Below are 22,695 nucleotides of genomic sequence, written 5' to 3' on the forward strand. Positions count from 1 at the left end.
GATGACATCGGCGCCGCACTTCCTTCCAGGCGTTCGCGGCGGCGTGCGCATGGGCGACCAGGCCGTCAAGGATTCGATGATCACCGACGGGCTGTGGGACGCATTCCATCAAGTCCACATGGGCGTCACGGTCGAGTCGCTGGCGCTGCGCTACCAGATCACGCGCGATGAGCAGGACCGTTTCGCGCTTCGGTCACAGGAGAAAGCCGGCGCAGCCATCCGCTCGGCAAGGTTCGACGATGAGGTTGTGCCTGTCTCCGTAAAGACCAGGCAAGGCGATGCCGTCGTCGACCGGGATTAGCATCCAAACCCCTCGACCACCCTCGAAGGGCTTGGCCGGCTTAAGCGGTCTTCAACCCGGCGGGGACAATCACCGCCGGCAACTCCTCCGGCCTCAACGATGGTGCCGCCGCCGTGCTGGTGATGGCGGAGACACGGATGAACGAACTCGGGCTAAAGCCCCTCGCCCGGATCGCGTCCTATGCTTCGGCGGGTGTCGAGCCGATGGATATGGGGCTGGGTCCCGTCGCGGCGTCACGCCTTGCGCTGCAGAAGGCCGGCTGGCGGCCGTCCGCCCTCGACGTTGTGGAGATCAACGAAGCCTTCGCCGCGCAGGCGATCGCGGTCAACCGCGAGATGGGCTGGAACGAGGAGATCATCAACATCAGTGGCGGCGCCATCGCGCTCGGCCATCCGCTGGCCGGATCCGGCTGCCGCATCGTGGTGACGCTGCTCCACGAGATGACGAGGCGCAACGCCCGCAAAGGCCTGGCCTCACTCTGCATCGGCGGCGGCCAGGGCGTGGCGATCTGCCTCGAACGATGAGGCTGAACCTCTACGCAGTTTTAGCGTGAGAAGAACAGGGCACGGTCTTGGCCACGCCGCCTTCTAATTTCATGATCCGACGAACGGCAGCTTTGGGTCAACGGCAAAGCGCAACTCTAGGACGGAGTTTGGGCGCAAAGCTGCCACTCGGTGTGAGATAAATGCCCTTCGCGGGCATGATTTCCCACCCGATTGTTTAAACAACATTTAACCCATTGAAATTGCTGTCAAATATTTCCTGCAACCGCATAGAATCCGACTCAAGAACCGTCAAAAGTTACGCTATTGATTTTAAAAAGAAAACTATTGCGAAAAAAATTTCGAGGTTTCACTAACTGTCGGGACCAATCGGACGATTTTTCATATTTTGCGGCATTCGACGGCGTGACCACACCAACGTGAAGGTACCGTCATCGCCCCACTAGGCATTTTTTTGTTGCAAATTCAATAATCATGGCAGCAGTCTTTTAGACACTTTGAGTGCTGCGCCGCCGGGTTGCGAGTTGAGCCGCCTCTCCTTAGGGCCGCCATCTGTCAGGTTACGATCACCAGAAGGCGCAAGCGGATTGTTTGGAAGCGTGGCGATATTGTCGTTGCCTCTGGCGCAGGAATTCGGCGAAGTGCGCTACCGCCGGAGAGACCTGGCGGCGGATGGAGAAGACCTGTCGGACCTCCAAGAGCAGTCGTCGTCGGCAACTTTGACTTCGCGCAGGTTATGCCTGCACGGAGTTGCATGAGCAGCCGTTTCCAGAGGTGCGTCAGGCATCGGCGATCAAACAGGCGATGTCCTCGAGCGGACGCCGGGTGAAGTCCTCCGCGAGCTCGCCAATGATCTTGCCCTTCAGGTCGCGGTCAAAATGCTTGCGCATCTCCCCCAAGGTCCGGGGTCGGAGACAAGGACCAGGTGCTCTATGGTCCCGTCCAGACTGAGCTTGTTGAGGAACGCCGCCGTCGCTGCCGCGAAGTCGTCCTCCACGAGTTGTCTACTGTCCGGGTTGGCGGAGCCGGTGTGGTGGCGCACGCCGGAACCCGGATGGGCGGACGTTGGCGAAGCCGCCGTGATCTCGGCCAAATGCGCCCCAGATTTCACGCCCGTATTGTGGAACAGGCGGACCCTCTCGCCGTCAGCAACTGCTACTGTCGTGCCGGTAGGTAGAACCATCCAAAAACCTCATGTTCAAGACCCCACATAAACGTCAGCGGGCTATGATATTTGCGTGCCAGCGCTTTGCGGCGCCTCGACGATAGCGGCTGCTGTGAGGAAGATGCGCAGCTCGACGGGGACGCGAGCACCCATCACGGCGATCAAGCAATTGCAAACGCAGTGTTGGTCGCCATCGGAACGCCCCACCCGCGCGACTACGGTCCCGCCGGGACGACGAGCGCATAGAGAAGCGCGGGCACGACCATGCCGCCGAGCGCAGCCGCGATCGGAGGCGCGGCGGAGCGGCGGCTTGCGAGGTGACCGACTGTCATCTCGCGCTTCACTTCCATTCCCACGACGAGGAAGAACACCGTCAGCAGGCCGTCATCGACCCAATGGAGGATGGACATCCGAAAGGATGCGTTGCCCTAGCTCATGCCGAGCTCCTGGCGCCAGAGCGCCTCGAACGCCGGCCCGATCGGCGAGTTCATCAAGAAGATCGCCACCACGGTCGCCAGGTCAACCAACCGGCTATGGACGATCGTTTGATTGCAAAAAAGCACACATACTGGAGAGCAATGGCCAGGTAATGCGGCACGTCAATATCGTTTGAGAAGCCGTGCTCGAGATTCCCGGGCGAAGCGCGTGCGCCACTTCGGACGCACCAGGTTGTTCCCGTGCTTGGAGTGCTGAATGCCACTGACGAGATCGAATGACCTACATTTCGGGACTGAGTTTATGAGCACGGGCACTTAGGTGGCGGCAAAGGAAGCACACCCAAGAACTCGAGATCCGAAGCAGATCCAAAGGCAGTTGAGGGCACACGCGGCCGCAATTCCACCAACGAAGTCCCTTGGGCACGACGCCAAACAACCGTCCACACAGCTCCCCGGTCGACTTCCTCCCCAACTCAGCGCTTGGGGATTCACCAGCTTGCTCCAACGTCCTTCATGACTCGGCGCCATTGGCCTTGCTTGAATCGGAAATCGCATGAGGCAGCGCCCGGTTCTTTCTTGTAAGCGAGCGGCTTCTGCAGCAAATCCAGGAATATTCATTTTGATTTGCCTCCCTTTGTTGTTTGTAACGATCATAGCACTTGACCAGACTACCTCTCGATTTGTCGACACAAATGACGTCCAACTCACGGGGCTGTTGTTGTCAATGGACGAGCCCGCGTCAGCTGTCTTCCATGCGTTCTAGCCGAGTTATTGGTTCCAACGAGCAAAATCGGTAAAGGGGGGCCACGGCGTGGCTGGCTGCGGCAGACTGGGGCGGGGATATCATTGTTAAATGACGGAGCCGGAGCGAAGTGCGATTGAAGGTCGTCAGCGGCTCCCTGAGCTGCTCAATGAAAGCATTGGCTTGAAAGGGACTACAGCATGCGGTTGCATCCGGCCGACATCGCCATTTACCCAAACGATCTCGAAATGCTGCAGCGGGTTCTTATCCGATATTGCTCAGACAGGCGGTGCAGCCTTGATTCCAACACGGCCCATGACGCAGCATGTGAGCTGATGGCACTGTTCCAGGCCGGCATCGAGGACGAAGGCGAACTCGAACGCATCATTTCTCGTCGCACTATGCCGCTTCAAATGGTGGGTTAGGTCCCCTTTTCTGCCCCCACACAATGGGCATCTTCGCGGGCCGGTGTACGCCAGGCAGGGTGTGCGAAAGGTTTAGGCTTTGGGACAACAAAGTCGAAGCTATCATTGCGCCGATCCGTGATCCTGACACCAAGGAAAAGTGACCTGCCACTGAACTGTCATCCAGCGGCGATTAGAGCCTCGGCAGTTTCTGTTACGCCATGGGGCGCGGGGGAAGCAACCGGCGGAGGCGCGGAGCTTTCGATCAGCGCAGCGTCGGAGCCGGTTGCGGTGATGACCCCGGCATAGGCCGCCGGGGTCTGGTAGCCGAGCGAGGAATGCGGCCTCGCGGTGTTGAAGTCCTCCCGCCATTCGGCGATGGCGTTTCGGGCGTGGTCGAGGCCGAAGAACAGGCTCTCGTTCAACAGCTCGTCGCGCATCCGGCCGTTGAAACTCTCGACATAACCGTTCTGCATCGGCTTGCCCGGCGCGATGTAGTGCCATTCCACCCGATGATCCTTCGACCATGCGAGGATGGCGTTCGAGGTGAACTCCGTGCCGTGGTCGGAAACGATCATTGCCGGCTTGCCGCGTCGGCCGACCAGATCGGTCAGTTCGCGAGCGACGCGGCGGCCGGAGATCGATGTGTCGGGGATCGCCGCCAGGCATTCGCGCGTCACGTCGTCGACGATGTTGAGCACGCGGAAGCGCCGCCCGCTGGCGAACTGGTCATGGACGAAATCCACCGACCAGCGCGCGTTCGGCTTTGCCTCGACCAGGATCGGCGCCCGCGTGCCGACCGCTCGCCGTCTTGCCCGACGCTTGCGCACCGTCAGGTTCTCCTCGCGGTAGAGCCGGTAGATCCGGTTGACCCCAGATGCCTCGCCCTCGCGCCTGAGCAAGATGAACAGCCGCCGGTAGCCGAAGCGCCGGCGCTCGTTGGCAAGGTCACGCAACCTGGTGCGCAACTCCGTCTCGGGCGGACGCCGAGACCGGTAACGGACCATCTTGCGATCAGCGCCCACAAAGGAACAGGCCCGACGCTCCGATAGGCCCATAACGGCCCGCAGATGCGCTACGGCTTCGCGCTTGGCGGCGGGCCCTACCATTTTTTTGACAGAAGCTCGCGCAATGCCGAGGCTTCCAGCATCTGGTCGGCGAGCCGCTTCTTCAGCTTGGCATTCTCGTCTTCCAGAGCCTTCAGCCGCTTGGCGTCGGAGACGTCCATCCCGCCATACTTGGCCTTCCAGTTATACAGCGTCGCCTCCGAGACCCCGTGCTTGCGGGCCAGATCGCCCGCCTTCGCACCTGCTTCATGCTCGCGCAAAACCGCGAGGATCTGTTCTTCCGTAAAAAGCTTTCTCTTCATCAGTCCGTCCTTCGATCAAGGGCCGGACTCTAATCTCAGATGGAGGAAAAACTCAGTGGCAGGTCAAAAGATCGAGACTGGCTCACAGGGCCCTAGTTCAACGGGAGAAATCGCAGCGCCCTCGCCCTACTGCGTCGTGAACGTCGACGGAGCCAGCGACCCCAAACAAAGAGTCGGAGCGGTTCGCCGTTTCCGTGAAACGGTGAACTGCTCTAATTAAAATTAGTCAGGCGAGCCGCCATCGCGATGCTGCATGGCCTCCGAAATCACCTCGAAGACACTCCCGACCTCTTCAGATATTTCATCCAAGCTGATGCGAGCTATGTCCGCAGCTTTCGCTGCCCGAAGAGCATCTACATCATTTCTGCCCCTCGGCGGGCCCAACGTCTTTCTTTCGCTGAGCTCCCTCAATGCGCACCATTGTGGTCTGTTATTCACCGGATCGTAAATGCTCTATCGAAAATACGGAACGCGGAAGATTTCCGTACCTATGACTTCGCCGGCGGGAACGTGCCCGCCGCCATAAACCGGGCCGAATGTATGTTCACTCGTTATGCGCGAGATAGCTGTGCATATCGGTTGCGGCGATCGCCGCGTGTCCGAACGCGACCGCGATCTGATTGATCTCGTCAACCACATCGCCTGCGGCATAGAGGCCTGCAATTGCGGTGCGCTGGCGCGAATCCACAACAAGGTTGCCGACGTCGTCACATTCCGCGCCGAGATCGGTCGCGAGCTTCGATCGTATCGTGCAGCCCAATGCGGGATAAATGGTATCGAAAGAAACTGTGTTCCCGGCAACGAGCCTGACGGTCGCGTGATTGCCGGCAGAGCTGATTGAGTTTGGGATGCACTCCTCGACATTGATTCCCGCCTCTCTTAGCAAAGCGCCCGCGGCGGGGTCGGATCGAGTTCCCGTCTCGACCAGCATGGTAACGTCGCTTGTGTAGCTTCGTATGAACAAAGCCTTTTTCACTGCCTGGTCTGCCGGGCCGATCACCGCAACCCGTCTGTCGATGACCTCGTAGGCGTCACAGATGGGGCACAGCCGCAATGTGCCGGCTTTGATCATAGCGGCAGCCTCGGGCGTGTCTGGAAGCGTATCAACAATGCCGGTCCCCATGAGCACCGCGCGAGCCCGAATGGGAAGGGATGCCGTGGCGACGAAGTCTGTCCCGTTCCGTTCAACGTGGTGGACCGTATCGTCCAGGAGTTCGACTTCGCTCAGCAGGGCCTGCTGCCGCAGACGGTCAAGCAACTCCACCCCGGAAATACCGTCAGGAAAACCGGGACAGTTGTGCGTTGTCGGTATCAACTTTGCGCGGCTTTGGCCGGCGTCCACAACGATGACGCGGCGCCGGAACCGCCCCAGATAGGTCGCGGCGGTTAGGCCGGCCGGTCCCGCGCCGATGACCAGGCAGTCGTATAATTCGCCAGGACGGATTTCGACTCGAACCACAAGAGAACTCCCGACATAAAGGCGTTATTCCTGCTGCCACCTGAGCGCCTCACAAATCTCACAACGCAACCAAAGGAAAATCACCGCTCATTCCTTGTGGCAGCGGCATCTAGCACGTCCGCGACTGCGTCCTTCTTTGCGCGGGGAAGGACGGTCATCAGAAGAATGAATGCCGAGAGAGCGAAGCAGGCGGCGTTTGTAATAATGATTGGCCACTCGCCTTTCATGAATCCGAAGATGAGCCAAAACGCGAAGCCCACCACCGTAATCGCATACATCGGCGCGGAGATACTGCCCGTGTCCCGCGTCTTTATGATCTTCAGGCCTGCGGCGCAAAGCTCACCATCGAGCATAGTGCCGCGACATAGCCGACGAGTGTTTCAGTTTCCATGCAATCAAACCGTCGGCGCGCGGTTTTGTTCACGACAGGCGACTCCAAGTTCAATTTGACCGCTGACTGACGTCCCATTCAACTCCCTGCGAGGAAATCAGCAACTGAATACGCCTGGCGGCGGCAGGCTGACTGAGCCCTATCGAGGCTTGCCAAACGATCAACGAAAAGAAACGAGAAACCGGTGTGAGATGAGAACCTCAAGAAGATTCTCTGAATCTTAATCTTACACGATGCCGACGCATGAAAAGCTTGTCTGAGCAGCTAGCCGGTGTTTCGCCTGTGCAGACACTTTAAGACTTGGTCGTGGAGGACTGATCCGATTCGGGAAGTCGATGTCGAACAGCCTTTTCGGTAGTCTTTGCGGTGGCGTTGACGACCTGACCGATCTTACCGGCTACCGTGTCGGCGGCGCCGCTCGAGCCCTGCCGGTCCGCCTCGCTCTTGACTGTCTCGTAAGCTTCGGCAGCGATCTCTTTCGCTTGCTCCACGCTTTCCTCTAAAGCACTGTTGGCGCTGCCAAGTAGTTTGTCACGATAGCCGCCGAGTTGCTCGTCTTCCAAAGCTGTGCGAGGCAGAAGCACACCGATAGCCGTACCCGCCGCCAGGCCGAGGACGGCAAGTGCCAGTGGTTCGCGCTCAAATAGTTCCTGCCAGGTTCGACTCGCCTGCGCAGCCATATCACCCGCACTGGAGCCAAGCTGCCCCATGGTGTTTACAAGCTTATCCTTGGTCTCGCCAGCCGCTGTTGACGCCGCTTCGCTTGCGTTGCTTGCAACAGAGGCAACGGCATCGCCGGCATCCGAGAGCATCTCTCCGGCTGACGGTCGTCCGCCGGGGATCTCCCGCCCAGAACTCAGCCCTTCCGCAGCCCCTTTCATATCGCTGCCCCCGAACGCCCCCCTGTCGGGTTCTGGCTGATTGTTTGCAGCCTGTGTTGCCGGAGACTCACCCGCCGAAGCACCGCTGCCAAGCATCAGCCAAGCTAGGCCGGTCCCAACCAGCATCAGGGCCAAAGGGTTGTCGCTGACTTGGGTCTGGAGCCTGCCGAGGGCGGCGGTCCCTGCGCCGCCGGCAAACAACCCGGTGAACTCATCGATCAACTGACCGGGTGTCATTTTGCTGCGGATGGATTCGGCGGTATCGACGACCGCTGCGCGGGCAATCTCGGCTTCGCGTTCGAGTTCGGCTGCCGATTTCTCGCTCATCTCATTTGTCCTTTGATTACACGCGCATCGCTCTTGAGTTGTTCTTGTGTGCGGTCAGGAGCCAATTCCGAAGGCGCTATGCTGGCCATTCCCGTGCGCAGGAGAATCACTCCCAGGACCGCCACGACGACACCGACAAGCAGCGAGGACCACCCTGCCCCCAGACCCGCCTTAGCCAAAGCGATCACGAGGGCTTGGAGCAGTACCACCAGCGATGCCAGCAAGCACACGGCACCACCTATGACTTCGACCGCGCCGCGCCCAGCTTTGCTGACGTTTTCGGATATCTCGGCCCGCAGAAGCCTTGTTTCGGTCTGTAGCAGGGTCGTCACTTGCTGTGTAAGGTCGCTCACAAGGCTCGCGAGACTGCGGCCGTCCTGATCGTTGTTCATCGGTCATGCTCCGTGCTCGGCCAAGAAAGTGGCTGCATTCGTTATGACGTGAGGTCGTCCCGTGGAGAGCTGCCTGTGGTCTTCGGGCGCCTTACAGTCTTTGGGGCGCCACTGCTTTTCAGCCGACCGTCCGCTTCGCTCGAATCAGCGGGTGGCGAGCTTTTGATGAAACGTCCCAGAGCCAAACCGGCGAGAACCGACCCGGCGAAAAGCACTCCAGAGTTTTCGCGCCCGAAGGACCTGACCTCGCCTAAGACTTGTTCGACTGGTTTGTCCCGCAAAGAGGACGAGAGGCGCTCCAGCCCACCAGCGGCAGTAAGCACGACCTTCGAAACGGTGGCTTGATCGCAGTTGGCCAGATGCTCACTTGCTGCCCGCAGCGCGCCCCCAAAAGCGGCTAAGCTCGCGCTCATATCACGCTGCGTTTCCTGCGCCTTCCCTGACAACGCCTCCTGCGCTTCCGACGCGTACTTGCCAGCTTTGTTGACGACTTCGTCACTGGCGTCGTGAATCAATCGGGTGGCACTTTGGGTCTCTTCCTGGAGCCGCTCGGACAGCTCGCTCTTTGCTTTATCGAAATCGGGCGCTGGACGTCCCTGATCGCCTTCGCGTTGCATGATGGCTCCTAGTGAAAACCGAGGAAGGAGAGAATTGCCAGCACGACGACAACGAGGCCTATGAGATAAATGACGCTGTTCACGGCCTGATTTCTCCATTTTCGTCGAAAGCAAACACGCTGAACCGCGCGATGTTCCATTAGCCAAAACTTTTTTAGCTATCTTAGATTTACAGAGCCCCTGCGTGGGTAGACCGTGCGAGTTAAACGCGAGCACGTCGCCATGTTTGGAGCCCAAGGGTTACTCGTCACCGGCGCTCTTTTGGCTATCCAGTCTGTGGAAACGGCTGGTAAGACTAACGCATCTTCCGGCTGTCATTTGACCTTCCGCGGGCTCAATCTCGAGGAGCCCTGGGCCGAGGTAAGCCCGTAGCCTCGTTCGAAGGTCAGGCGATCAGGCGCCGGAACAACCATGTGGCGTCTCGGTTCGGATGGCGAAAAACGGTGAGCCTTTGGGGTGCGACGTCCCAGCGGCGATTCGCCAGTCGCCTCAACCTACGCAAGGAGCACGGCAGCATGTCTTTCCGGTTCCAATTCTCACTGAAACGATCATCACGCGTCTGGGTCGGCGGCCTGATTGCGGCGGTGGCCCTGCTAGCGCTGAACAATCGAGCGGCGACCAAGCAAGCGCTTTCCGTCCGCGCGAAAGGAAGGACCATAGAGGTCGACGGTGTCCGCCTACGATATATCGAGGCTGGAAGCGGCAGGGACCTAGTTCTCCTGCACGGGAACGGTTCCGCCGCTGAGGACTTCCAAATCAGCGGTCTAGTCGACAAAGCAGCCAAGCGTTATCGCGTTATTGTCTTCGACCGTCCCGGGTTTGGCGGCAGTACACGACCGCGCGGTCGCCTATGGACCGCCGCGGCCCAGGCAGATCTGCTCCAGAGCGCCACGCAGAGGATCGGGGCAGACAATCCTATCGTTCTTGGCCATTCCTGGGGGGCATCGGTCGCCCTCCAGTGGGCGGCCCGGTATCCTGACGAGATTGGTGGCGCGGTTCTCCTCTCCGGCTATCATTTCCCTTCCCCCAGGCTCGATGCCCTGCTTGCCGCCCTGCCGGCACTGCCGATCGTGGGAACCATCCTTTGCCACACCATCCTGCCGCCTGTCGTTAGGCTGATCTGGCCCGTGTTGATGCGCCGCCTGTTCGGGCCGCAACTTGTCCCGCCAGAGTTTTCAAATGCGTTGCGAAATCTGGTCAGCGCACCGTCGCACTTGCGAACGACCGCTGCGGAATCTGGTCTGCTGATCCCCGTTGCCGCATTAGCTCCCAAGACCGCAGGGAGGACAAACGCGCCGATAGGTATCATGGCCGGGGACGCGGACAGCCTGCTCGATACCAACTATCATTCCCAACGTTTGCACGCAGTCCTACCGGGCTCGATGATACGCATCGTCGCGGGCGCCGGTCACATGGTGCATCATGCTGCGCCGCACCTTGTGCTGAAGATGGTGGACAGCATCGCGGCGGCCGGACCCCCTCACCTGAAAAAGCTTCTTACAATGCTCCTGCACCGCGCGAATGACTCGGGCGGAAGCCATCTTTTCGGATCCCGGCACAGAGTCGTTTTGTCATAGTTCGAAGAAAGCAGACAGCCAGATGCCGCGATTATGCCGATTTGCGTCCGCCTTTATAGGTCTGTCTCATTGGGTGAGCCATTCGTGATGAAGGTCCGTCAGCGCTCCTGAGGCTGCATGGATCGAAACGCCAACCGACCAGTTAAGTGGGTCAGGTGCAGACACGGAGAGAGCTATGCGCCCGAACACCTCAGGCAATGACATGGGATACGCCACCCCAACCACACCACCCGCGGACGGCCTCGCTCCTGCCTTGGCCCGCAACATCGAAGCAATCGTTCAACGACGGAAGCGCGATGCGAACGCTGCCACTGCGGAGCAACGCGCCGCGGGGGCAATCAGCCAGTTCGCAGGCAGCATGATGTTCGTCTATATCCATCTTGTTTTCTTTGGGGGCTGGATCGTCCTCAACATCAAGCCCGTCGGCTTTGTTCAGCCTTGGGACCCATCCTTGGTTATCCTGGCGATGATTGCATCCGTGGAGGCGATCTTTTTGTCCACGTTCGTGCTCATCAACCAGAACCGGATGGCCGCTGAGGACGATGCGAGAGCAGACCTCGATCTTCAGGTCAGCCTGCTCAACGAACACGAGACGACCAAGCTCATCAAGATGGTCGAGGAGATTGCCAGGTGCATGAATGTTCCCACGGAAGCGGACGATGAATTGAAGGAACTGAAGCGCGACGTGGCACCTGAAGCTGTTCTCGATAAGATTGTGGAGGCAGAGAAGTAGGGGGAGGTGTCGCCACTATCTCACCGATAGGCGAAACCGTGTCGATGAACGCTCGTTGTCCTGTCAGCAGGGTTGGCGGGTACAAAGTAGCCGCAGACGAAGACGATCCCTTCAAACACTTGCCCCCTCCGACATGGCTCCCGGGGTCGCAGACGCTATACCTGCGACGGCATGTGTCTCGTCGGATCCATTCGGTATTCCACACGGCACACCTTTATCAGTGGCCTCCCTTCGCCGCTGCCATTGCCGGCAGAAGCTTACAGGCGTCGAATTCGATCTCGCTTACATCAGCGGCCAGATCGTCGACCATCAGAAGACTGTGCAACTCCTTGAATGGGAGATCGGCTCCGGCCAGGATCCGGACGTCCAGCATTTCGCCTCGGATATCCTGCCGGCCGTACTGGAGCATCTGCAAATGGCGCGGGATATCCGCAGCAAGCTGGTGAAACCGGCATTGGCCGATGCCTCGGGCCAGAGCAAGAAGTGACCGTCGCGTCGGCGGTCAATCCGCGCGTCGGCCGCGCCTCTGGTCGAGCCTGCCGGCGGAACAATGCTCTCCGCTCGCGGTTTGGGCGAGCAACCCAAGGGAGACCTTCATGACACAATCGCGCGACTGGTTGATACAGTGGCTGAGAGACGCTCACGCCATGGAGGAGCAGGCCGAGACGATGCTCTCCGGACAACTGTCACGCCTCGAAAGCTATCCGGAGCTCGGTGACCGGATCCGTCAGCATCTCGAAGAGACGCGACAGCAGGCCTCACGGCTGAGAACCTGCCTTGACCGGATCGGAGAGGGATCTTCCGCGATGAAAGACGCAGGTGGCAAGCTCACCGCCATGGCCCAGTCGATCAGCGGCGTGTTCGCCGGCGACGAGGTGATGAAGGGTTCGCTTGCCAGCTATACTTTCGAGCATATGGAGATTGCCTCCTACACGATGCTCATCGCCGCGGCCAACGCCGAAGGGGAGGCCGAGGTGGCGCGTGTCTGTGAGCAGAATCTGCGCGAAGAGGAGGCGATGGCGGATTGGCTGAAGACCCACCTCGCCGAGACGACGCAGATGTTCCTGTCTCGCGCCGCGGCCGACAGCGATGCCGCAAAACGGTGACGCCCAAATGGCGCGGGCGGGCCTTATTTTCTCTGGCGATAGGGTCTGCTGAGCGGATCTTCCGCGTTCCCGCCGCCGGGAACGGACGTTCACATCCTCGGCGCGATGCCGACACTGCTCCGGTGCCCCGGAGATGGCTCTGCGGCCCTGTCAACCCCAGCAGACCTGGTCCGTTCGATCAGTAGTAAAGTCTGCGCGCATTGCGTTGGGACTTTTCTGTGGAACAAAGCTGTCCGGTTGCGGGTTCGGACGCCTTCGGGCTTTGGCGGTGCCTTACGCCGTGGGAGTACTCGTCCTGATCAAGACATGCCGGTGCCTCTGATCGCCCAGGCTCCCACCCGCCCCTACGCGGCCCTTTAGTAGACCATCGTTGAGAGCACTTTCGGGTCTCACTGTCATGATCACAAAGGCGCTGCGTGTACGACAAGGTGGGCACTCATGCATCCGCCGATGAAGTTGCAGGGCGCGTTTTGAGCAATCCGCTCGTTGTTCTTTGCGGGTTGATCCCATTCTTGCGTATGGCGCAGCACATCGGCCATTTGACAGGCGCGGATACCCGTTGCGGGCACTTGCCTACCAAGAGGTTCTAAAGTTGCGAGTGTAACCGGCTGGCCAGCCAGTCCGTTACTTCTTCGGTCAGGGGACGCGCTTCCCATTCGCTCAAACTGACCTGCCTGTCAGGGGCGAGGCACGCAGCTAACATTCAGCCGGCTCTGAAGTAGCGTCCGCTCTTGGGCGAAGGCAAAGTCCGATTGAACATCCGCTGGGGGGCGCCCTGCCGCCCGGCAGCCATGGGCAAACGGTCGGTAGTGTCTCAGATCGCATTCCTGCTAAAGCTGGGAAGTAAATCGCCCGCGATGTCACCAACTGCCGAAAGTGTAAGGGCGCAACGGCTGATGGGGCTCTCGCTCATCGGCCTCTTGTCTGAAAGGAGGAGCGCTACGATGAGCACCGACCGGGATACTGTGCGGTCCTATGATTTGGTCGCGGCGGAGTATGCTGCCGAGGCCGCGCCGATGCCCGAATGGGTCGCGACAGAAATCGCTGCATTCGTGACTGAGCTGGGTGGCTCGGGCAGAGTGCTGGAGATCGGAAGCGGTGGCGGGCGAGACGCACTTGAGCTTGAGAAGCGGGGGATTAGCGTCCGGCGCACAGACATTTCGAAGGGTTTCGTCGAACTGCTTCGCGAGAATGGCTTCGAGGCCGACCTGTTGGACCCGCTGACCGAAGACTTGGCCGACCCGCAGCGTCCCGGCACGCCGTACGACGGGATCTGGGCCTGTGCCTGCCTGATTCACGTCGCGCGCGAGGATTTCGGCACGGTGCTTGGACGGCTTGCCGAGGCGACCCGGACCGGTGGCCGACTGCATGCCTCGGTTAGAGAGGGCGATGGCGAGGAAGTGTCCACACCCGGCGGCGCTGCAGCGCCTGGGCGCTACGTCGAGACTTACTGGCGCGAGTCCGCTCTACGGTCCGCACTCACAGACGCCGGCTGGATTGTCAGCGAGGTACGTCGTTGCATCGGAAAGCCCAATGATCGGTGGCTGAGCGTTCGGGCGAGTCGGGCATGACGCACACAGACCTTGCGGGAATGGCCGGTTGTGGCACGACCATGAACTCCGGGTGGTCACCGCAACGTCCGCTTCCGGGCGAAGGCAAAGATCGCCTCTATGGCCGGAACGGGGCGGATTGCTGCCGTTCGCGTCGTGAAAGACGTACGTCGGCTTCAGGCCAACGACCATCGTAGGACCGCCGTGAAAGACAGGCCGACTAAGCGTTGCGCTGGCTGAGTTCCGGGCGGCTGGCGTCTCGGAGCATAGCGGCGGAGAAACTCCGCTCGCCAAGCGCCCTGCAAAGGCATCTTGTCGGACTGTGGGGCTGACTCCCGGTGCTGCCATCTGACGCGCAAGCGAGCGTGGCGATCTCGGACACCCGTTTCACAATCCAGCGCCCTGAAAGAAGGCGATTTCCTCGCGACTCTGGCAGCTCGGAGTCCACACCGCACGGAAAAGCGCTCCCCGTCGCTGAAACAAACGAAACACTTCGCATTCGGCGCGGAAAAACGCCTGACACAGGGATGGTTTAAATGCAACGGCACCGCTGCATCCCGCGGCGCTAATCGTGGAGTAGTGCAATGTCGAGAATGCGAGCAGCTTACCACTCTTTCCGGGACTACCAGGTTCGCCGGAGGGCGGAACGGAACCTTGCGGCAATGGAGGATGCCCTCCTGAAGGACATCGGGATCAGCCGGTCCGAAATCGGTTTGGTGGTCCGCGGCTTGAGGCGCGGCCAGGAAGACAAGGTGGGCTGATCCCATGAAGCTTTCATTTAGGCTCCCGCTACTGGCCTGTGCGAGCGTGGCTATCCTTCTGGCGGTGCCCGCCGCCAATGCCCATGACTCGGGCCTTCCGCACCGCCAGGCCAAGGCGGCGGTGTTTGGAGAGGATGCGACAAGCGTCCCGCTGTTCCAAAACCTCGGCAGCCATTCCTATCCTGTCACCACCGCCACCCGCTGGCGCAGACCTATTTCAACTAGGGCCTACGCTGGGCGTGGGCGTTCAACCACGTCGAAGCGCAGCGCGCCTTCACGGCCGCGCAGAAACTGGACTCCACCTGCGCCATGTGTTTCTGGGGCGAGGCTTACGTGCTCGGCACCAACATCAATGCCGGCATGGGCCAGTAGGCGGCCACGGACGCGGCCGAAGCCGTCGCGCAGGCGGGCAAGCTAACGCACTTGCCACCAGCCGGGAAAAGGACCACATCGCCGCGCTCTCCAAGCGCTACAGCGCCGATGCTTCGGCCGACCAGGGCGCCCTGAACGAGGACTATGCCGCGGCGATGGCGGAACTGGCAGACCGCCATCCGCAGGACGAGGAAATCATCACGCGCTGACGCGCTTACGAGATCTGATGCCCTGGACTACTGGCTTGACGACGGAGCAACGCCAAGCCGGACACGATCAAGCTTGTGGCCTCACTGGAGCGGGTGCTGGCGCGCAATCCGGATCATGTCGGCGAGATCCATCTCTGTATCCATGCCGTCGAAGCGTCCTCGACGCTGGAAAGGGCCGAAGCCCATGTCGACCGGCTGGCCGCCCTCATGCCCGGCGCCGGACACATCGTGCACATGCCAGCGCACATCTATCACCAGGTCGGCCGGTGGATCGATAGTTTGGAGATCAACCGCGAGGCGGTGGCAGCGGACGAGGCCTATTTCGATCGCGTCGGCATGGCGCCGGACAGCACGTCCGGTGTCTACACGGACGGCTATTATTCGCTCAACCGGCACTTCCTGATGACCTCCGCACAGATGGCGGGCGACGTTGAGGCAATCGCCCGAGGCCGCCAAAAAGCTTGAGTGGCTGGTCTCCAACACCACGGCCGAGAAGGTGGCCGGGCTGCAAGCCGACCAAGGCGGCGGCCTATTTTGCCCACGCCCAGTCCAGCGATCCCGAGGTCATACTCGCGTTGCCGGTGCCGGCAACCGCCCTGCCTTGTGTCGAGGCAACCTGACGATATGCGCGGGGCGTCGCCTTCGCCGCAAAGGGTGCGAGCGAGGCGGCGCGCGCCGAGACCGCCGCAATCCGCAAGCTCGCTGCCGAGACCGATTTTTCTGCGGAGACGGCGGGAGGACTTCCGGCGCCGGATTTGCTGGAATTGAGCGTGCTGATCGTGGAGGCCCACCATGGCAACCTGCGGGTGGACGCCGAAAAGATGGATGCGCTTCAAGGCCGCCTGGGTGGGAGGGCCGGACTTTCTCGACTTCGAACGGCTCTGATTCGCGCTTAAGGTGCCCGCGTCGTTGTCGGCGCAGGGAACGTGTCGCAGCCTCGGACCCCGGCGGTTGCGGCACACAATCCAGGTATCGAGAAGGCCGGCTTGGTCTGCACGCCAGCCGCTCAGCGCACACACGTGACAGTGGAAGCCCAGGGCAACGCAGTTAGATTCCCGAAACTCAGAAGTTTGAGCGGGGCTATCCCCTGGAACCACAAAGTCGCAATACCTCAGCCGCAAGGGCTGATGCGCTGGTCCAGCCAGCCAGCGGCGCGCTCAAGAGTAGAGGTAACCCATGCCGCGGATCGTCCTGATCACCTCCGGCTTGGAGGGATCGACCTCGATTTTCTTGCGCAGGCGCGAAACGCGAATGTCGATGCTACGATCGAAAGGTTCCCATCCGCGGTCATGCGCGAGTTCGAGCAGTTGATCGCGGTTGAGTACTCGTCCGCGGTGTTCGCTGAATACTTTCAGAAGCCGGAACTCCATCGGGGTGATCGCTATCTCGATCCCCTCGGCGTTGTACATTTTGTGTGCGTCCGGGTCGAAGCGGCACTTACCGAACTGGACCTGGCGCCCCGGAGTGCTTGCTTTCTCGGCAGCCCTTTCGCTCGCCGACGTCCTGCGCAGCACGGCCTTGACCCGCGCCAGCAGTTCCCGCAGGTCCACCGGCTTCGCGACATAATCGTCGGCGCCAATCTCCAGGCCGACAACACGGTCGACGATTTCCGCCGATCCAGTCAGCATGATAATGGCAACGTCTGCGTGCTCTCGTAGATATCGCGCCAGCGAAAGGCCATCCTCACCTGGCATGCGAATATCCAATATGACCACATCGATGTGCGTGCTATCGACAAGTTCACGCAGGGCAGGCCCCGCGCTGGCCCGCGACACGGCATAGCCATGATGTTCCAGATATTCCGCCACCGTGTCGCGGATATCCGGTTCGTCATCGCAGACAACTACGTGTGCGTGCGTCGTCAAAATCGACCACCGGCAACTAGCCTATGGAAAAGTCGCCTCTGAAGTGACCTGCAAATCAACGGATCTGTCAAGTATTGCTGTTGACCACCAAATTCGAGACAAACGAACGGAGCTCGTTAGGTTTGATCGGTTTCTCAAGATAGGGCCGTTTCGCGGCGCGCAGGAACATCTGCGCACCCGGGCTGATCGTATCCCCCGTCAGGAAAGCTAGTCTGTCGAGCTCGGCCGGATGGAGCTTGGCAATCTGATTGAACAATCCCCGTCCATCCATGTTCGGCATTTTCAGATCGCTCAGGATCAGTGCGAAAGTGCGGTTCTGGAGGTGCAGCAGTGCTTCTTCGCCGGATCTGGCAAGGATGACGTTGAAACCATCCCGCCTGAGCACCTCAGCGACCAGCTCACGCACATCCTCTTCGTCGTCTACCACCAGACAAGCAATGCCGGTTGAATTCGGGAGCTCGTCTTCAGCAGTTTCGGCTTGTTTGTCGAGACGATCCGAAGCCGGCAGCGAAAGTAAGAAGGTCGAGCCACCCGCCTCGGGGCACTCGACCTCGATGGCTCCTCCATGGGATTGAACGATCCGATGACAGAAGGATAGCCCGATCCCAGTCCCTGCCCCAATCTCTTTCGTGGTGAAGAACGGTTCGAAAATGCGGGGGAGTATCTCTTTGGGAATTCCCGGACCCGTGTCGGCAACGCGGACGATTATGTTGCCGGTCTTGGGATCAAGCCGCGTTGAAAGCGTGATTTCCCGATGCCCTTCCCAGCCGTGCAGCGCCTGTTCTGCATTGACAAGCAAATTGATCAGCACCTGGCCAAGCTGATCGGGATCCGCCCAGATGGGGGGAGGCCAGGTTCAAGATGAACTGAAAGCCCGATGTCCGACGATCGAATCGAATAGCTCACCACCTCCACCGCTTCGGAAATAATATCGTTGATCGCAACGTTTGAGATTCGCGTCGGCTGCTTTCTGGCCATAGCCAGGAATGTCTTGACGATTCTGGCGCAGCGTTCGGCTGCCCTGCTCATCTTGTCGGCGCGTTCCACGACCTTGGCATCGGTTGCGGTCTCCTTCAACAACGATGACAGGCCAAGCACCACCGAGAGCGGGTTGTTGAGTTCATGCGCCACTCCCGCCAGCAATCCGCCGAGCGCCGACAGCTTTTCGTTCTGGTGCAGCGTCTCGCGCTGTCGCTCCAGTTCCTGCTCCATTTCGATACGATCGGTGAGATCGTAGGTGTGGGAAACGATCACCTTCTCACCGTGGTAATCGATCAGTCGAGAGGAAATCGAGCACCAGCAGGTTCCACCGTCCTTGCGTTTGAGCTGGGTTTCGAAATCGTCGACCAACCCCGTCGCGAGCAACCGCTCAACGTACCGCATCCGCTCTGGAGGATCGACATAATAGTCGACGGCGCTGGTGACGTTGCCGAGCAGCTCGACGGTGGCGGGACTGCGGTAGAGCAGCTTCCCATCATGCGCACGGGTCATCTGGATGTTAACGGGGCAGGCGTCGAGGACTTTACGGACCATTTCATTCGCTTCCCTGGCGGCCTCCTCAGCACGCTTGCGCTCTGTAATGTCGAGGCGGGTAACGACGAATCCACCTTCGCGGGTCGGACAATTCGAGACGAAAAACCAACCGCCGTCTGTATGACGGAATTCCTGTTGCCGGAACTCGCGGCGGTCCTTTGCCCTCTCGGCAAGCCAATCGTCGATTTTGTCCCGTGGAACCGGAAACTGGTTTCGCTCTGCCGTCACGCGGAGGAACTCGAACCAGTTCACGCCGGGAACGAGCACATCTGCGCTTACCGCGTGCATTTGGCGATATCTGCTGTTTGCCAGTACCAGGCAATCGTTCTTGTCGTAGAGAGCGAACCCTTCGGCCAGAGATTCGATTGCGTCGATCAGCCGCTCGTTGGCTTTACGCGTTTCTTCCTGGGCGGCGATCATATCGGTGATATTCGTCGCGTTCGACACGATCACCTGCCTTCCCTGGAAATCGATCAGGCGAGCGGAAATCGATGCCCAGAAGACCTTTGCCTCGGTGTCGTACTGCTGGACTCGGAAATCATCGATCCTGCCCTTTTCGATCAGGGTGCGCTCCAAGATTGCGCTGTAATTTGGATCGACATAGTGGTCGGTTATTTGCGGGCGGTCGGCGTAGAGCTCTCTGGTAGCAGGATTGCGATAGAGCGTTTCTCCCTCGAAAGTCGTCATCCGTATCGGCGAAGGGCAGGCATCGAGCACCTTTTGCAGCAGTGTCGTGGCGTCGCGATCGACGGCCTCGGCCTTCTTGCGCTCGCTGATGTCGGCGCGCGTTACGACGAAACCGCCAAGATCGGTGGGATGTATCGAGACCGAGTGCCATTCGCCGTCGGCAAGAGGTACCTCGAAATGGGAGTGGAATTCGATCAGGCCTTGAATCCGCTCGTCGAGCCACTCGTTCTCGCGCCCAACCGCATTACGGTACACGCCGCGTTTGGCGGATTCGCGAAGCAGTTCGGCCCATTCCACTCCCGGTTCAACGAGATCCCGCACCGGGTGATTCAGCTCGCGGTAAAGGCTGTTGCACATGACCAGGCGGTGATCTTCGTCGAACAGTGCGAATCCCTCGGAGAGTGATTCAACGGCGTTTGCCAGCATCTCCCGAGCCGCTGCGACTTCACCGTCACGCTTCTTCTGCTTGGTCACATCGGCGATGCCGGCGAGAACCACTCGCCGGCCTTGGAAATCGACGACCCTGAGATTGCCCGTGGCCCAGAATTCTTGCCCGTCGGGTCTTTTAAGAAGCACCTCGCAATTTTCGACGACGCCCTTTTGCATGAGCTCCCGATTGATTTCCCGGTGTTTCCCAGGGTCGACAAAGTAGTCGCCGAGCCGCACCGTCTGGCGTCGCGCCTTTTTGCTCCATCCAAGCAGCCGTTCGGCAGCATCGCTCTGGTATATGAGTTCCCCCGAACTTGCATCGTTCATCCATACCGGCAACGGATGATGCTTGATTAGGAAACCGAACAGATCCTCGCGCTGCTTGCGTTCCGTGATGTCCAATACCCCGATGATGAGCGAGGGGCGCCCGCCATAAACGCCACGGCGGCAGTTCGTCGAGCACCAGACGGTCGATCCGCTTGTGTTTTTAAGCTGGATTTCGTGATCCCGCACGATGTCGCTGTTGTTGGCGAGAGAACTGATATCATCGAATTGGCCAGCGTTCACGAAATGATCCGTCAGGAATTGCCGCTCGTTCGGCTGCCATTTCCGGCCAAGCAGGTTCGACGCATCGAGGCTTTCATAGAGGATCTGCCCGCTTCCCGCGTCCACCACCCAAACGGGCAGCGGGTGACTGTCCGTGATGCAGCGGTATACCTCCGCGTTTTCCTGGTGTGCGATCTGCGCTCGCTTCATGTCGGTAATGTCGACGCTTACCAGGGCCATGCCACCATTCGGGCGAGGGTGTGCAGTGAACAGCTTCCATTGCCCATCCAAAGTTTCCGCTTCAACCGGCCCCTTGTCGATCTGCATCCACCGCGCTGCAGCGCTGTCAGCGAACGCGTTGCCCGGCTCGATTGGGCGGCCGTCGAAACTTTTCAGATATGAGAGGGTTTCGGCGACTGCGGCAATGGTGTCCATTGGATGCATCTCGCGGCGATCGAGCCGCCGGCTTCCAAATATCTCCGGATTGCTGTCGACGAGGACATTGTTGGCGTCAAAAAGGGCATAGCCTGTGTGTGTGGATGGTACCGGATTATCAGGCCGCATGGTCATTCCCTTTGTTCACGTGATCTCCCGAAGACGGATATTAGACCCTCTTTGTTTCAGCACGCATTCAGACGCTGCGTGATTTGTTTCAACTGTTTCGGCGCGTGGGAGTCATCGCCAGCGCTGACGTGAAAACGAAGCTCTATCCGATCCTCCGGAAAACGGCCGAAACACGAATGGCCTAGGTTGCACGGCCGACAGCGCGGATCGAGCAAACGACTCGGACCATAACCAGTCACAAAATGCCGCTTGTCATCCCCGTCGCGTGTGGCCGCTGAAACAAACGAAACACACCCATAGAACTACAGAAAAACTCCTGAAACGAAAGCGATGTATAACAATAACAATCGCAGATGCGGCAGATTCAACGGCTGAAATGAAAATACCCGGCGCCATTGACGAAAATCTAGTCTTGCCGAGGTGTCGACGCGTCTTGCTCCGAGACCTGAGGTTCAAAATGCATAAGCCAGTTACTTCGTACGATTTCCCCGACCGGCTCCGCGCGAGCCTTATTGACCAAAACCATCCGGCCCATGAAGGGGCTCGCCGGCTCTTACAACGTCACGATCGACAAGAGGCAGACGTCAACCCCACCACGCGACGGCTGATCGGGAACAGCCGCCATTCGTACAGGCCGCGTTGACGCCGCCGAATGGTGATGATCTCGGCTGCTATCAAGCAGCCCTCCGACAGCGCACGAACGTAACGAGACGACCGTGCGCTGAACAACCTGCCGCCGCAAACCCAGAAGGATAACGGTTGGTCGGTTTGCCCAAAGGGCATGAAAGACGGCTCATCAATGCGGTGCGGGGGCACGGCGCGTTGGGGCCAAATGCTAACCCTCAAAGATGGAGAATTGAAATGCTTAAAATCGTTCTTACCACGGCGACCTTCCTGTTTGCCTCCGGCATCTGTTTTGCCGGCAGCGACCACTATGGCGCGGACTACAGCCATAGCTCCGCCTATCCGAAGACCGATCACCATTCGATGGTTTCCGACAACGGCTACGCGGTCGACCCGAGCGGCACAGCGAGTGTCAGCACTGCCGACAGTGCGCCGACCTCGGCAGGAAATTCGATCTTTGATATCCCCGGGCCCGGTTACGGACAGGGGATCTGGGGGCGCTGATAACAGCGTTCGGCCGGCACGGTCGAGATTCAACCTCCAAGCGAGCGGGCTCGCCCGCCGCTTGGGATCACCTCACGGCCATCGGAGAAAGATCCTCGCGCCGATCTCGGAGCGTGGGCTAGAGCGGCCTTGGAGGCCTACACCGTCTTTCGCCGCCAAGGTCACCTAGGGATCGGCGATCGTCCATAGCGCGATCACGTCCAAACAATGTCCGTTTCTGGCGCAACCGCAAACTCCCAGTGTGATCGTTGGCTATGATGAGAGCTATGAGGTCCAGTACTTCGCCGAGCAGGCAGGCATCAGCGCCGAACAGGTGCGCGAATTGATCAAGCGTCATGGTAACGAGCGCGCCACGCTGGAACTCGAAGCGAAAAAGCTGCGCAACCGGTGACCAAGCTATCCGACCTCGGCCCGCCCAGCCTGGGCATCTGCATGGTCGCGATCCGGTGCGCGAAGTAGACATCTTCTACACCTGCAAGATCTGCGGCCAGAAAGTCGACATGCGCGACTTGCGCCAGGTCATGTGGCATGAACAGCCCGACCACGAGCCGCTGGAACCTAGTGCGGCAAACGGCGCCTAGCAGACATGCGCCATCGCGCCAACGCTGTTGCGCCGCCGCTCCATCGGGCGCATTGTCCGTCGATGG

The 22,695-nt window shown here is 59.8% G+C and carries 23 protein-coding genes and 1 pseudogene; 13 read left to right on the forward strand and 11 right to left on the reverse strand.

Going from position 1 to position 22,695, the window contains the following annotated elements; genetic code table 11:
- Position 1: 1 nt before the first annotated feature.
- Together ACIU1A_RS18385 and ACIU1A_RS18390 are read left to right on the forward strand one after the other, a co-directional pair.
- A complete protein-coding gene (locus tag ACIU1A_RS18385; protein ID WP_404924884.1) occupies positions 2 to 301 on the forward strand; it encodes a hypothetical protein in 300 nt (99 codons plus the stop codon).
- Between the two features lie 137 nt (positions 302 to 438).
- Positions 439 to 825: a hypothetical protein gene (locus tag ACIU1A_RS18390; protein WP_404924885.1), complete on the forward strand. Its 387-nt coding sequence runs from the start codon at positions 439 to 441 to the stop codon at positions 823 to 825.
- 758 nt (positions 826 to 1,583) lie between these two features.
- Here the strand turns inward: ACIU1A_RS18390 and ACIU1A_RS18395 are convergent.
- Positions 1,584 to 1,987: pseudogene (locus ACIU1A_RS18395) on the reverse strand (host attachment protein).
- 197 nt (positions 1,988 to 2,184) lie between these two features.
- Positions 2,185 to 2,379 (reverse strand): Na+/H+ antiporter NhaA, encoded by a 195-nt coding sequence (locus tag ACIU1A_RS18400; RefSeq protein ID WP_210239747.1) that lies wholly within the window; start codon positions 2,377 to 2,379, stop codon positions 2,185 to 2,187.
- 969 nt (positions 2,380 to 3,348) lie between these two features.
- Between ACIU1A_RS18400 and ACIU1A_RS18405 the strand changes: the two genes are divergently transcribed.
- Positions 3,349 to 3,573, forward strand: coding sequence for a hypothetical protein (locus ACIU1A_RS18405; protein WP_140516719.1), 225 nt, complete (start codon positions 3,349 to 3,351; stop codon positions 3,571 to 3,573).
- Between the two features lie 158 nt (positions 3,574 to 3,731).
- On the opposite strand, the gene ACIU1A_RS18410 is transcribed toward ACIU1A_RS18405, so the two are convergent.
- The 6 genes from ACIU1A_RS18410 to ACIU1A_RS18435 form a co-directional block, all read right to left on the reverse strand.
- Positions 3,732 to 4,921 (reverse strand): IS3 family transposase gene (locus tag ACIU1A_RS18410; RefSeq protein WP_404924886.1). Its coding sequence is split into 2 segments (ribosomal slippage): positions 3,732 to 4,669 and positions 4,669 to 4,921, totalling 1,191 coding nucleotides; the frame shifts between segments, so codons are not numbered across the junction.
- A gap of 544 nt (positions 4,922 to 5,465) precedes the next feature.
- Positions 5,466 to 6,380: an NAD(P)/FAD-dependent oxidoreductase gene (locus tag ACIU1A_RS18415; protein ID WP_404924887.1), complete on the reverse strand. Its 915-nt coding sequence runs from the start codon at positions 6,378 to 6,380 to the stop codon at positions 5,466 to 5,468.
- A gap of 80 nt (positions 6,381 to 6,460) precedes the next feature.
- Positions 6,461 to 6,733, reverse strand: a complete 273-nt coding sequence (locus ACIU1A_RS18420; RefSeq protein WP_404924888.1) for a SemiSWEET family sugar transporter — start codon at positions 6,731 to 6,733, stop codon at positions 6,461 to 6,463.
- A gap of 331 nt (positions 6,734 to 7,064) precedes the next feature.
- Positions 7,065 to 7,979, reverse strand: coding sequence for a hypothetical protein (locus tag ACIU1A_RS18425; RefSeq protein WP_140671356.1), 915 nt, complete (start codon positions 7,977 to 7,979; stop codon positions 7,065 to 7,067).
- Positions 7,976 to 8,371, reverse strand: coding sequence for a phage holin family protein (locus ACIU1A_RS18430; RefSeq protein WP_140671354.1), 396 nt, complete (start codon positions 8,369 to 8,371; stop codon positions 7,976 to 7,978). Before ACIU1A_RS18430 ends, ACIU1A_RS18425 begins: the two co-directional genes overlap by 4 nt.
- A 41-nt stretch (positions 8,372 to 8,412) precedes the next feature.
- Positions 8,413 to 8,988 (reverse strand): hypothetical protein, encoded by a 576-nt coding sequence (locus ACIU1A_RS18435; RefSeq protein WP_404924890.1) that lies wholly within the window; start codon positions 8,986 to 8,988, stop codon positions 8,413 to 8,415.
- A gap of 515 nt (positions 8,989 to 9,503) precedes the next feature.
- Here ACIU1A_RS18435 and ACIU1A_RS18440 point away from each other — a divergent pair.
- The 7 genes from ACIU1A_RS18440 (at position 9,504) to ACIU1A_RS18470 (ending at position 15,761) form a co-directional block, all read left to right on the forward strand.
- On the forward strand, positions 9,504 to 10,565 hold the full coding sequence (locus ACIU1A_RS18440) for an alpha/beta fold hydrolase (protein ID WP_404924891.1): 1,062 nt from the start codon (positions 9,504 to 9,506) through the stop codon (positions 10,563 to 10,565).
- Between the two features lie 175 nt (positions 10,566 to 10,740).
- Positions 10,741 to 11,298 carry a DUF1003 domain-containing protein gene (locus ACIU1A_RS18445; RefSeq protein ID WP_140671349.1) on the forward strand — a complete coding sequence of 186 codons (558 nt, stop codon included), beginning with the start codon at positions 10,741 to 10,743 and terminating at the stop codon, positions 11,296 to 11,298.
- Positions 11,299 to 11,518: 220 nt separating this feature from the next.
- A complete protein-coding gene (locus ACIU1A_RS18450) occupies positions 11,519 to 11,785 on the forward strand; it encodes a DUF4142 domain-containing protein (RefSeq protein WP_404924892.1) in 267 nt (88 codons plus the stop codon).
- Between the two features lie 109 nt (positions 11,786 to 11,894).
- On the forward strand, positions 11,895 to 12,404 hold the full coding sequence (locus tag ACIU1A_RS18455) for a ferritin-like domain-containing protein (RefSeq protein ID WP_404924893.1): 510 nt from the start codon (positions 11,895 to 11,897) through the stop codon (positions 12,402 to 12,404).
- Positions 12,405 to 13,348: 944 nt separating this feature from the next.
- Positions 13,349 to 13,975 (forward strand): class I SAM-dependent methyltransferase, encoded by a 627-nt coding sequence (locus ACIU1A_RS18460; RefSeq protein ID WP_404924894.1) that lies wholly within the window; start codon positions 13,349 to 13,351, stop codon positions 13,973 to 13,975.
- 572 nt (positions 13,976 to 14,547) lie between these two features.
- A complete protein-coding gene (locus ACIU1A_RS18465) occupies positions 14,548 to 14,715 on the forward strand; it encodes a DUF1127 domain-containing protein (RefSeq protein WP_404927958.1) in 168 nt (55 codons plus the stop codon).
- Positions 14,716 to 15,371: 656 nt separating this feature from the next.
- Positions 15,372 to 15,761, forward strand: a complete 390-nt coding sequence (locus ACIU1A_RS18470) for a hypothetical protein (RefSeq protein WP_404924895.1) — start codon at positions 15,372 to 15,374, stop codon at positions 15,759 to 15,761.
- A gap of 692 nt (positions 15,762 to 16,453) precedes the next feature.
- Here the strand turns inward: ACIU1A_RS18470 and ACIU1A_RS18475 are convergent.
- The 3 genes from ACIU1A_RS18475 to ACIU1A_RS18485 form a co-directional block, all read right to left on the reverse strand.
- Positions 16,454 to 17,161, reverse strand: a complete 708-nt coding sequence (locus ACIU1A_RS18475) for a response regulator (protein WP_404924896.1) — start codon at positions 17,159 to 17,161, stop codon at positions 16,454 to 16,456.
- Positions 17,162 to 17,228: 67 nt separating this feature from the next.
- Positions 17,229 to 17,972: an ATP-binding protein gene (locus ACIU1A_RS18480; protein WP_404924897.1), complete on the reverse strand. Its 744-nt coding sequence runs from the start codon at positions 17,970 to 17,972 to the stop codon at positions 17,229 to 17,231.
- The gene (locus ACIU1A_RS18485) at positions 17,966 to 20,926 is read right to left on the reverse strand and encodes a PAS-domain containing protein (RefSeq protein WP_404924898.1); all 2,961 of its coding nucleotides are present in this window, start codon (positions 20,924 to 20,926) and stop codon (positions 17,966 to 17,968) included. The genes ACIU1A_RS18480 and ACIU1A_RS18485 overlap by 7 nt, the downstream gene beginning before the upstream one ends.
- A gap of 855 nt (positions 20,927 to 21,781) precedes the next feature.
- On the opposite strand from ACIU1A_RS18485, the gene ACIU1A_RS18490 reads away from it, so the two are divergent.
- From ACIU1A_RS18490 to ACIU1A_RS18500, 3 genes are all read left to right on the forward strand, one after another.
- Positions 21,782 to 22,048, forward strand: coding sequence for a hypothetical protein (locus tag ACIU1A_RS18490; protein ID WP_404924899.1), 267 nt, complete (start codon positions 21,782 to 21,784; stop codon positions 22,046 to 22,048).
- 241 nt (positions 22,049 to 22,289) lie between these two features.
- Complete coding sequence (locus ACIU1A_RS18495; protein WP_404924900.1) at positions 22,290 to 22,439, forward strand: DUF3606 domain-containing protein; 150 nt, start codon at positions 22,290 to 22,292, stop codon at positions 22,437 to 22,439.
- A 55-nt stretch (positions 22,440 to 22,494) separates the two neighbouring features.
- Positions 22,495 to 22,629 (forward strand): hypothetical protein, encoded by a 135-nt coding sequence (locus ACIU1A_RS18500; protein ID WP_404924901.1) that lies wholly within the window; start codon positions 22,495 to 22,497, stop codon positions 22,627 to 22,629.
- Positions 22,630 to 22,695 lie beyond the last annotated feature (66 nt).

Origin of the sequence: Mesorhizobium maamorense, assembly GCF_044998965.1 — a bacterium.
In the GTDB taxonomy this organism is placed as follows: domain Bacteria; phylum Pseudomonadota; class Alphaproteobacteria; order Rhizobiales; family Rhizobiaceae; genus Mesorhizobium.

Coding starts and splice junctions, on each gene's coding strand:
- ACIU1A_RS18485 (WP_404924898.1), bottom strand. CDS start 20,926: ATGACCATGCGGCCTGATAATCCGGTACCATCCACACACACAGGCTAT.
- ACIU1A_RS18455 (WP_404924893.1), top strand. CDS start 11,895: ATGACACAATCGCGCGACTGGTTGATACAGTGGCTGAGAGACGCTCAC.
- ACIU1A_RS18445 (WP_140671349.1), top strand. CDS start 10,741: ATGCGCCCGAACACCTCAGGCAATGACATGGGATACGCCACCCCAACC.
- ACIU1A_RS18425 (WP_140671356.1), bottom strand. CDS start 7,979: ATGAGCGAGAAATCGGCAGCCGAACTCGAACGCGAAGCCGAGATTGCC.
- ACIU1A_RS18440 (WP_404924891.1), top strand. CDS start 9,504: ATGTCTTTCCGGTTCCAATTCTCACTGAAACGATCATCACGCGTCTGG.
- ACIU1A_RS18430 (WP_140671354.1), bottom strand. CDS start 8,371: ATGAACAACGATCAGGACGGCCGCAGTCTCGCGAGCCTTGTGAGCGAC.
- ACIU1A_RS18405 (WP_140516719.1), top strand. CDS start 3,349: ATGCGGTTGCATCCGGCCGACATCGCCATTTACCCAAACGATCTCGAA.
- ACIU1A_RS18420 (WP_404924888.1), bottom strand. CDS start 6,733: ATGCTCGATGGTGAGCTTTGCGCCGCAGGCCTGAAGATCATAAAGACG.
- ACIU1A_RS18435 (WP_404924890.1), bottom strand. CDS start 8,988: ATGCAACGCGAAGGCGATCAGGGACGTCCAGCGCCCGATTTCGATAAA.
- ACIU1A_RS18490 (WP_404924899.1), top strand. CDS start 21,782: ATGCTTAAAATCGTTCTTACCACGGCGACCTTCCTGTTTGCCTCCGGC.
- ACIU1A_RS18390 (WP_404924885.1), top strand. CDS start 439: ATGAACGAACTCGGGCTAAAGCCCCTCGCCCGGATCGCGTCCTATGCT.
- ACIU1A_RS18385 (WP_404924884.1), top strand. CDS start 2: ATGACATCGGCGCCGCACTTCCTTCCAGGCGTTCGCGGCGGCGTGCGC.
- ACIU1A_RS18465 (WP_404927958.1), top strand. CDS start 14,548: ATGCGAGCAGCTTACCACTCTTTCCGGGACTACCAGGTTCGCCGGAGG.
- ACIU1A_RS18400 (WP_210239747.1), bottom strand. CDS start 2,379: ATGTCCATCCTCCATTGGGTCGATGACGGCCTGCTGACGGTGTTCTTC.
- ACIU1A_RS18460 (WP_404924894.1), top strand. CDS start 13,349: ATGAGCACCGACCGGGATACTGTGCGGTCCTATGATTTGGTCGCGGCG.